We start from the raw sequence: 9,070 nt of genomic DNA on the forward strand, positions 1-9,070 counted from the left end.
CCCCCCGCCGATGGGATCGGCGACGACCGCGAGCCGCGACCCGTCGTCGAAGACGGCCTCCACGTGCACCTCGGTCACCACGTCCGCGACCCCCGGCAGCACATCGTCCGGCCCGAGCACGGACCGGGCGCGCTCGATCGCCTCGGCGAGACGCGCGCCGTCGCGGGCGGCCTCGCACACCGTGTCGGCGATCAGCGCGGTCGCCTCCGGCACGTTGAGCCGCAGCCCGCGCGCCTTGCGGGCCCGGGCCAGCTCGGCGGCCGAGAACAGCAGCAGCCGGTCACGCTCGGTGGGCGTCAGTCGCACGGCGGCACACCTCCTTACCTCTCCACAACTTTGAGCAACACTCTAAGCGCGAAATTGAAGCTTTCCAACCGTTGACGAGAGAGCAAGGCAGGAGTCACATTGAGCGTCGCTCAAAAAATTCTGGCGGCCGTCGAAGGAGACCAGCCATGCCGATGGAACAGCGCGGGGTCGACACCATCCCCGAGGAGGAACGGACCAGCGGGCCACGCGACCTCGTGTCGATCCTGCTGGGTTCCAACCTCTGCCTGGGCGTGATCGTCTTCGGCTGGCTCCCGCCGTCCTTCGGCCTCGGCTGGTGGGCCTCGCTCACCTCGGTCGTGGCGGGCACGGTGGTCGGCACCCTGCTCACGGCGCCCCTGGCGCTGATCTCCCTGCGCACGGCGACGAACCTGTCCACGTCGTCCGGCGCCCAGTTCGGCGTGCGCGGCCGTCTGGTCGGCTCGGTGGTGGGCCTGCTGCTTGCCCTCGGCTACACCGCGCTGACGGTGTGGATCGGCGGCGATGTGATGGTGGGCGTCCTCGGCCGGCTGTTCGGGATGCCGGCGGGCGACACGTCGTACGCCCTGATCTACGGCCTGCTCGCGGCGGCGACGGTGGCGGGCGCGGTGTACGGCTACCGGGTGCTGCTGGCGATGTCCCGGGTCCTGGCGATCGGCATGACGGCCCTGCTGATCCTGGGCGTGATCGCGTACGCCCCCGACTTCACCACCGCCGCGCTCCCGGAGGCGGGCGGCTACCTCCTGGGCGGTTTCTGGCCCACCTGGCTGCTGGCCGCCGTCGCCGCGGGCCTGTCCGGCCCGATCGCCTTCATCACCCTGCTCGGCGACTACACCCGCTACATCTCCCCGGCCCGCCACTCCTCACGCCGGGTGCTGCACGCGACCTGGCTGGGCCTGATGCTGGGCCTGCTGGTCCCCCAGCTCTTCGGCACCTTCACGTCGTACGCGGCGCGTGCGGCGCTGGACTATGCCGGGCCCCTGGTGGATGCCGCCCCCGGCTGGTACCTGCTCCCGCTCCTCCTCGCCGCGTCGGCGGGCTCGGTCGGCAACGCGGGCCTGATGCTGTACTCGATGGGCCTGGACCTGGACGCGATCGTCCCGCGCGCGTCCCGTGCGACGGCCACGTACGTGGTCGCCGCAGTGGCCACCGCCTGCGTCTTCGTCGGCCACTACGCCTCGACGGCCCAGGACGCGATGACATCCTTCGTCCTCCTGCTCACCGCCCTCGGCACACCGTGGGCCGTCATCACCCTGATCGGCCACGTCCGCTGCGGCGGTATGTACGACCCGGACGCCCTCCAGGTCTTCAACCGCCGCTCCCGGGGCGGCATCTACTGGTACCGCGGCGGCTGGAACATCCCGGCGACGATGTCCTGGGCCCTGGGCGCGACGACCGGCGTGCTGTCGGTGTCACTGCCGTCGTACGAGGGCCCGCTGCTGAGCCTGACCGGCGGGGTGGACTGCAGCTTCCTGCTGTCGGGGGTGGTGGGAGGCGTGGCGTACGTGCTGTCGGCCCCGGGTGCGAGGTCCACGCAACCCGAGGCCGAACTGGTGGGGCCCACCTCTCAGCCAACCGAGTCGGGTGGTGGGTGGGCATAGGCCGGGGGTCTGGGGGCGGAGCCCCCAGGGGCGCCCGCTCAGCCCAGCGGGTGCATCCAGCCGTGCTTGTCCTCCACCGTCCCCCGCTGAATGTCCAGCAACGCCTGCCGCAGCCGCAGGGTCACCTCCCCCGGCTCCCCACCCGACTGCCTCCACTCGGCGCCGTCCCGCTTCACCGTCCCGACCGGAGTGATCACCGCCGCCGTCCCGCAAGCGAACACCTCGGTCAGCTCCCCGCTCTCCGAGTCCCGCTGCCACTGGTCGACGGACACCCGCTCCTCCACGGCCTGGTACCCGAGGTCCCGGGCGACGCTCAGCAGCGAGTCACGCGTGACGCCCTCCAGGATCGACCCGGTCAGCGTCGGCGTCACGATCTTGTCCCCGTACACGAAGTACAGGTTCATCCCCCCGAGCTCCTCGACCCACTTGTGCTCGACGGCGTCGAGATAGCACACCTGGTCGCACCCCTTCGCCGCCGCCTCCGCCTGCGCGAGCAGCGACGCCGCGTAGTTGCCGCCGGTCTTGGCGTCACCCATGCCCCCCGGCACGGCCCGCACCCGGTCCTCGGACACCCAGATCGACACCGGCTTCACGCCCCCGGGGAAGTACGCCCCGGCCGGCGAGGCGATCACGAGGAACAGGTACTCGTTCGCGGGCTTCACCCCGAGCCCCACCTCGGTCGCGATCATGAACGGCCGCAGATACAGCGACTCCTCGCCCCCGTGCGCCGGCACCCACGCCTTGTCCTGCTTCACCAGCGCGTCGCACGCCTCGATGAACGTCTCGACCGGCAGCTCGGGCATCGCGAGCCGCCGCGCGGACCGCTGGAAGCGCAGCGCGTTCTGGTCGGGCCGGAAGGTGGCGACGGAGCCGTCGGCCTGGCGGTAGGCCTTCAGGCCCTCGAAGATCTCCTGCGCGTAGTGCAGGACGGTGGTCGCCGGGTCGAGGGAGATCGGCGCGTACGGGACGAGCTGGCCGTCGTGCCAGCCGCGGCCCTCGGTCCACTTGATCGTCACCATGTGATCGGTGAAGTGGCGGCCGAATCCGGGGTTGGCCAGGATCGCCTCCCGCTCCGCGTCCGAGAGCGGATGGGCGGAGGGCTTGAGCTCGATCGTGGGCGTCGTCATGAGTGGTTGTCCTTCACCGAGTTGTAGTGACGGGCCGCGCTCACGCCGGCACGGCCGGTGGCCAGTGCTAGGACGTCCGAGCATTCCCTCATTCCGCGGCTCCGCGTTCGATTATCGCCCGGGGGCGGTCGCGGACGGAACGGGGTGAAGGCGGCCCGGTGGGTCGATGGTGGCACCCGGCGGGAACATGCGAAAGCCGCCGGGTGTCCGACCCGGCGGCTTCGAATCTGTGGTCGAGTGCGCGCCGGTCAGCCCGCTACGCGTACGGCGAGCGCGTCGCCGATCTCGGAGGTGCTGCGGGCGGGCAGGGCACCGCGTTCCGCGAGGTCGGCGGAGACGGCGTCCTCGATGCGGTTCGCCTCGGTGTCGTAGCCGAGGTGGCGCAGGAGGAGGGCGACGGACAGGACCGTGGCGGTGGGGTCGGCCTTGCCCTGGCCGGCGATGTCCGGGGCCGAGCCGTGCACGGGCTCGAACATGGACGGGAACTCGCGGCTCGGGTTGATGTTGCCGGAGGCCGCGACGCCGATGCCGCCGGAGACGGCCGCGGCGAGGTCGGTGATGATGTCGCCGAAGAGATTGTCAGTGACGATCACGTCGAAGCGGCCGGGGTCGGTGACGAGGTAGATCGTCGCGGCGTCGACGTGGATGTAGTCGGTGGTGACCTCAGGGTACTCCTCGGCCACCTTGTTGAAGATGTTCGTCCACAGGTGACCGGCGAAGGTCAGCACGTTGTTCTTGTGGACCAGCGTGAGCTTCTTGCGCGGGCGGGCCTGGGCGCGGGCGAAGGCGTCGCGGACCACGCGCTCCACACCGAAGGCGGTGTTGACGGACACTTCGGTGGCGACCTCGTGCGCGGTGCCCTTGCGGATGGTGCCGCCGTTGCCGGTGTAGGGGCCCTCGGTGCCCTCGCGGACGACGACGAAGTCGATCTCCGGCTGCCCGGCGAGCGGCGTGGCCACGCCCGGGAGCAGCCTCGACGGGCGGAGGTTGACGTGGTGGTCGAAGGCGAAGCGGAGCTTGAGCAGGAAGCCGCGCTCGAGGACGCCGGAGGGGACGCTCGGGTCGCCGATGGCGCCGAGCAGGATGGCGTCGTGCCGCTTGAGCTGCTCCAGGTCGGCGTCGGTGAGGGTGTCGCCGGTGGCGTGGTAGCGGCGGGCGCCGAAGTCGTACTCCTTGGTCTCCAGCTTCACATCCTGCGGGAGGACGGCGGAGAGGACCTTCAGGCCTTCGGCCACGACCTCCTGGCCGATGCCGTCACCGGGGATCACTGCGAGATCGATGCTGCGAGACATGCGGGCACCCTACTCCTCGTCCCACGGGATGACATGCCATGTCCGCCATACGGACATGCACGTGTCAGTGAGGTGTTCAGTGACCCGTGGACCCACCGTTGTCGCGGCGGTCGAGGGCGCGCTGCAGCGCGGCGGCGGCGTTCCTGCGGTCGGACTCGGTGGTCGGGGAGCTGTGACGGACGCGGCGGCGGACGGTCGTCTCGGCCATGGTGAATCGACTCCTTCGAAGCGCACGGACGGGCGGTGCGCAAGGGATGGGTTACGAGACGCCGGAAGGGGCGGGGAGCCTGAGGAAGACCGCAGGGGTTGCCTGCACAGGGTCCGGCTCACGACCGCCATTCGCTTGATCGAGCGAGACGTTCGGCTTCTACAAAGCTAGAGGAGCGACGCGCGTCTGTCTCCACAATTACTCGGACTTCCTACTATCTGAGACAGTGCGGTGCCTCACACGCCCCTGACCTGCACAGACGCCTACAGCACGTCCCCGTCGCGCCAGTCGAAGAGCAGTTCGTGGGCCGGGTCGAGCGGCCCCCCGAGCGCGGGCCGGACGTAGGTGCTGTCCTCCTCCTCGGGAAGGTGGACCACCCCCTCCGGGCCGAGCGCGCAGACCCGCCCGCCCCAGAGCTGCCAGCCGCGCGCCTCGTACAGCCGGGCTCCGTCGTCGCTCGCGGACAGCATCCCGGCGTCGTACGCCCGGTCGACGATCCGCTCCAGCCCGTCCATCACCCGTCCGCCGAGCCCGGTCCGCCGCACGTCCGGCCGTACCGCCACGGCCTCGACGTAACCGACCCGCAGCCACCGCCCCCGGTGCCGCACCCGTCGCATGACGACGGACCCGTGGGCCGCGAGTCCGGCCTCGTCGTCGACGAGGGCGTGCATGCCGCCCAGCGCGTGGTCCCAGTCCTCCTCGCCGAAGTCGCCGTCGAAGGCGTCGGTCAACAGGGCACGTACGGCGTCCAGTTCGGCGGGGGTGAGATCGGCGGTGTGGGCGGTGCGCAGGCGGGTGGTCACGGGACCAGTATGCGGATCCGGACGCACGAACGGGCCAGGTCGGGGGGAGACCTGGCCCGTCCGGGACCGGGTGGGCGTCAGCCCGTAGGGGACGTCAGCCCATGGAGGGCGTCACCCCGTGCGGGGCTGTCAGCCCATGTGCGGGTAGGTGTAGTCGGTCGGCGGGACCAGCGTCTCCTTGATGGCGCGGGTCAGGGTCCAGCGCATCAGGTTCTGCGGGGCGCCCGCCTTGTCGTTGGTGCCGGAGGCACGGCCGCCGCCGAAGGGCTGCTGGCCGACCACGGCGCCGGTCGACTTGTCGTTGATGTAGAAGTTGCCGGCCGCGTAGCGCAGCTTCTCCATCGTGTACGCCGCCGCCGCACGGTCGCCCGCGATGACCGAGCCGGTGAGCGCGTAGTCCGAGACCGACTCCATCTGGGTCAGCATCTCGTCGTACTTGTCGTCCTCGTAGACGTGCACGGCGAGGATCGGGCCGAAGTACTCGGTGCGGAACACCTCGTTCTCCGGGTCGGTGCACTCGATGACGGTCGGGCGGACGAAGTAGCCCACCGAGTCGTCGTACGTGCCGCCCGCGACGATCGTGCAGGCCGGGTCCTCCTTGGCGCGGTCGATCGCGGCCTTGTTCTTGGCGAAGGACCGGTCGTCGATGACGGCGCCGATGAAGTTCGACAGGTCGGTGACATCACCCATGGCGATGCCGTCGACCTCGGCCGCGAACTCCTCCTTGAAGCCGGAGTTCCAGATCGAGGCCGGGATGTACGCGCGCGAGGTCGCCGAGCACTTCTGGCCCTGGTACTCGAAGGCGCCGCGGGTCAGGGCGGTCTTGAGGATCGCCGGGTCGGCGCTCGGGTGGGCGACGAGGAAGTCCTTGCCGCCGGTCTCGCCGACCAGACGCGGGTAGGAGCGGTACTTCTCGATGTTGTTGCCGACCGTCTTCCACAGGTACTGGAAGGTCTTGGTCGAGCCGGTGAAGTGGATGCCGGCGAGGTCGCGGTGCTCCAGGGCGACCTTGGAGACCTCGATGCCGTCACCGGTGAGCAGGTTGATGACGCCCTTGGGCAGCCCGGCCTCCTCCAGCAGCTCCATGAGCAGCACGGCGGCCAGGGTCTGCGTCGGGGACGGCTTCCACACGACGACGTTGCCCATCAGCGCGGGCGCGGTGGGCAGGTTGCCCGCGATGGCGCTGAAGTTGAAGGGCGTGATCGCGTAGACGAAGCCCTCGAGCGGGCGGTGGTCGAGGCGGTTCCACACGCCCGGGGAGTTCGCCGGGGGCTGCTCGGCGAGGATCTGCCGGGCGTAGTGGACGTTGAAGCGCCAGAAGTCGACCAGCTCGCAGGGGGTGTCGATCTCGGCCTGCTGGGCGGTCTTGGACTGGCCGAGCATGGTCGCGGCGGCGATCGTCTCGCGCCAGGGGCCCGCCAGCAGCTCGGCGGCGCGCAGGATGATCGCGGCGCGGTCGTCGAAGGACATGGCGCGCCAGGCCGGGGCGGCGGCGAGCGCGGCGTCGATGGCGTCCTGGGCGTCCGCCTGCGTGGCGTGGTGGAAGGTGCCGAGGACGGCCTTGTGGTTGTGCGGCTGCACGACCTCGAAGGCCTCGCCACCGCCGAGGCGCTTCTCACCGCCGATGGTGCAGGGCAGCTCCCGGTGGTTCTGGGCGAGCTCCGTGAGCTTGGCCTCCAGCCGGGCGCGCTCGGGCGAGCCGGGGGCGTAGCCGTGCACCGGCTCGTTGACGGGGGTGGGGACCTGGGTCACAGCGTCCATGGGTTCCGTAACTCCTTGACTTGAGCGGGTGTTCGGGCTCAGCCCTTGCTGACCATCGACCGTGCGAAGAAGCGCAGGTTCGCCGGCTTCTCCGCCAGCCTTCGCATGCTGTGCTTTCCCGGGGGACAACCCCCGGACCCCCGGCCGAAGCCGCGGCACAGCCACGTTGTCTCAGCCACGGCTGATCATGCTCCTCGCAAAGAAGCGCAGGTTCGCCGGCTTCTCCGCCAGGCGGCGCATGAAGTAGCCGTACCAGTCGGTGCCGTAGGCCGTGTAGACGCGCATGCGGTGGCCCTCGGCGGCGAGCCGCAGGTGCTCGTCGCTGCGGATGCCGTACAGCATCTGGAACTCGTACTCGTCGAGCTTTCGCCCGGCGCGGTGGGCGAGTTCCTGGGCGATGGTGATCAGGCGCGGGTCGTGGGACCCGATCATCGGGTAGCCCTCGCCCTCCATCAGCGTCTTCAGGATGCGTACGTACGCCTTGTCGATCTCGTGCTTCTGCTGGTAGGCGACTTCGGCGGGCTCCTTGTAGGCGCCCTTCACCAACCGTACGCGAGAGCCGTTCGCGGCGAGCCGGCGCGCGTCCTCCTCGGTGCGGAAGAGGTAGGACTGGATGACGCAGCCGGTCTGCGGGAAGTCCTTCCGCAGTTCCTCGTGGATGGCGAACATCGAGTCGAGGGTGGTGTGGTCCTCGGCGTCGAGGGTGACCGTGGTGCCGATCGCGGCGGCGGCCTCCACGACCGGGCGGACGTTGGCGAGCGCCAGCTCGTGCCCGCCGGGCAGCGCCTGCCCGAACATCGACAGCTTCACGGACATCTCCGCGCTGGTGCCCAGCTCCAGCGGCTTCAGCCGGTCGATCAGCTCCAGGTAGGCGTCCCGGGCGGCGGCCGCCTGCTCCGGGGTGGTGATGTCCTCGCCGACGACGTCCATCGTCAGCTCCAGACCCTTGCCGGTGAGCTCCTGGATGATCGGCAGGACGTCGTCGACGGTCTCCCCGGGGATGAAACGGTCGACGACCTGCTTGGTCACCGGGGCCGCCGAGATCAGGCGTCGCATCCGGTCGCTGCGCGACGCGGCGAGAATCACGGGACCCAGCACGGGGCACCTCCACACACTGTCAATGGCCGCGGACCCGACCTTTCGGGTACGGCACGGAGAACCACCGTGAAACCTAAGGATGACTCCGATCGTGGGCCATCGACAGCTGTCACGCATCCGTGCCGCAGATCTCAGACAGATGTATGAAGGCCTCGCGTTTTTGCGGGAGAATGCCCGGGTGACGTCCGAATACAGGGGTGACTACCAGGAGCTGGTGGACGAGATCTCGGAGCTGCTGGGCGCTCCGGCGACGCTGGAGAACCGCGACTTCGAGCTGATCGCCTTCGGTGCGTACGACAGTGAGGGCGACCTCGATCCGTCGGCGCTGGACCCGGTGCGCGCCCGCTCGATCCTGACCCGGCGCTCCACGGCCGCGGTCCGCGCCTGGTTCGAGTCCTTCGGCATCACGCGCGCGACCGCCCCGGTCCGTATCCCGCGCACCCCGGAGGCGGGCGTGCACCGGGGCCGCATCTGCCTTCCGGTACGCCACCGGGGTGTCGTCCTCGGCTATGTCTGGCTGCTGGACTACGACCCCGGCCCGACCGAGCGGCAGCTGGCGGCGGCGATGGAGGTCACCGCCCGCATCGGCGCCCTCCTCGCGGACGAGGCCCAGCACGGCGCCGACCTGACGCGCGAGCTGCGGGCGGTGCTCACGGCGGAGCGCGACTGGCAGCGCGACATGGCCGTCGCGGAGCTGCGCGCGGCCCTCGGCAGCCGGGCGGAGGGCCTCCACACGGTGGTGTGCGTGGTGCCCTGGCCGTCGGCGGACCCGGACGACGCCCCGTCGGTGCGGACGATCCCGGGCGCGACGGCGTTGTGCACCCTGCCGTCGGGGCCGTCGGGGCCGTCGGTCCTGTCCCTGGCACTGCTGCTGCGG

Annotated in this window: 8 protein-coding genes and 1 pseudogene; 2 read left to right on the forward strand and 7 right to left on the reverse strand. The window is 70.5% G+C overall.

The features are described from left to right. A partial coding sequence (gene ureA / locus N4P33_RS28840; RefSeq protein ID WP_260829803.1) for an urease subunit gamma occupies positions 1 to 306 on the reverse strand: 306 nt, incomplete at its 3' end. Between the two features lie 146 nt (positions 307 to 452). On the opposite strand from ureA, the gene N4P33_RS28845 reads away from it, so the two are divergent. After that, a complete protein-coding gene (locus N4P33_RS28845) occupies positions 453 to 1,904 on the forward strand; it encodes a cytosine permease (RefSeq protein WP_260829804.1) in 1,452 nt (483 codons plus the stop codon). A gap of 38 nt (positions 1,905 to 1,942) precedes the next feature. Here the strand turns inward: N4P33_RS28845 and N4P33_RS28850 are convergent, their stop codons facing one another. The 6 genes from N4P33_RS28850 to N4P33_RS28875 form a co-directional block, all read right to left on the reverse strand. Further along, the gene (locus N4P33_RS28850) at positions 1,943 to 3,031 is read right to left on the reverse strand and encodes a branched-chain amino acid aminotransferase (RefSeq protein ID WP_260829805.1); all 1,089 of its coding nucleotides are present in this window, start codon (positions 3,029 to 3,031) and stop codon (positions 1,943 to 1,945) included. A gap of 248 nt (positions 3,032 to 3,279) precedes the next feature. Then, entirely contained in the window at positions 3,280 to 4,323 is a 1,044-nt protein-coding gene (locus N4P33_RS28855) for a 3-isopropylmalate dehydrogenase (protein ID WP_260829807.1), read from the reverse strand. A 76-nt stretch (positions 4,324 to 4,399) separates the two neighbouring features. Further along, the gene (locus N4P33_RS28860) at positions 4,400 to 4,531 is read right to left on the reverse strand and encodes a hypothetical protein (RefSeq protein ID WP_260829809.1); all 132 of its coding nucleotides are present in this window, start codon (positions 4,529 to 4,531) and stop codon (positions 4,400 to 4,402) included. A 263-nt stretch (positions 4,532 to 4,794) separates the two neighbouring features. Next, positions 4,795 to 5,334: a GNAT family N-acetyltransferase gene (locus N4P33_RS28865; RefSeq protein WP_260829811.1), complete on the reverse strand. Its 540-nt coding sequence runs from the start codon at positions 5,332 to 5,334 to the stop codon at positions 4,795 to 4,797. A 129-nt stretch (positions 5,335 to 5,463) separates the two neighbouring features. Next, positions 5,464 to 7,095: an L-glutamate gamma-semialdehyde dehydrogenase gene (gene pruA, locus N4P33_RS28870; protein ID WP_260829812.1), complete on the reverse strand. Its 1,632-nt coding sequence runs from the start codon at positions 7,093 to 7,095 to the stop codon at positions 5,464 to 5,466. 171 nt (positions 7,096 to 7,266) lie between these two features. Further along, on the reverse strand, positions 7,267 to 8,193 hold the full coding sequence (locus tag N4P33_RS28875) for a proline dehydrogenase family protein (protein WP_260829813.1): 927 nt from the start codon (positions 8,191 to 8,193) through the stop codon (positions 7,267 to 7,269). A 139-nt stretch (positions 8,194 to 8,332) separates the two neighbouring features. Between N4P33_RS28875 and N4P33_RS28880 the strand changes: the two are divergent. Beyond that, a pseudogene (locus N4P33_RS28880) lies at positions 8,333 to 9,070 on the forward strand (PucR family transcriptional regulator); the annotation flags it as partial.

This window comes from Streptomyces sp. 15-116A (assembly GCF_025290915.1).
GTDB lineage: Bacteria > Actinomycetota > Actinomycetes > Streptomycetales > Streptomycetaceae > Streptomyces.

Excerpts from the sequence above, each read along its gene's own strand:
- N4P33_RS28850 (WP_260829805.1), bottom strand. The coding sequence starts at position 3,031 with ATGACGACGCCCACGATCGAGCTCAAGCCCTCCGCCCATCCGCTCTCG.
- N4P33_RS28855 (WP_260829807.1), bottom strand. The coding sequence starts at position 4,323 with ATGTCTCGCAGCATCGATCTCGCAGTGATCCCCGGTGACGGCATCGGC.
- N4P33_RS28860 (WP_260829809.1), bottom strand. The coding sequence starts at position 4,531 with ATGGCCGAGACGACCGTCCGCCGCCGCGTCCGTCACAGCTCCCCGACC.
- N4P33_RS28845 (WP_260829804.1), top strand. The coding sequence starts at position 453 with ATGCCGATGGAACAGCGCGGGGTCGACACCATCCCCGAGGAGGAACGG.
- pruA (WP_260829812.1), bottom strand. The coding sequence starts at position 7,095 with ATGGACGCTGTGACCCAGGTCCCCACCCCCGTCAACGAGCCGGTGCAC.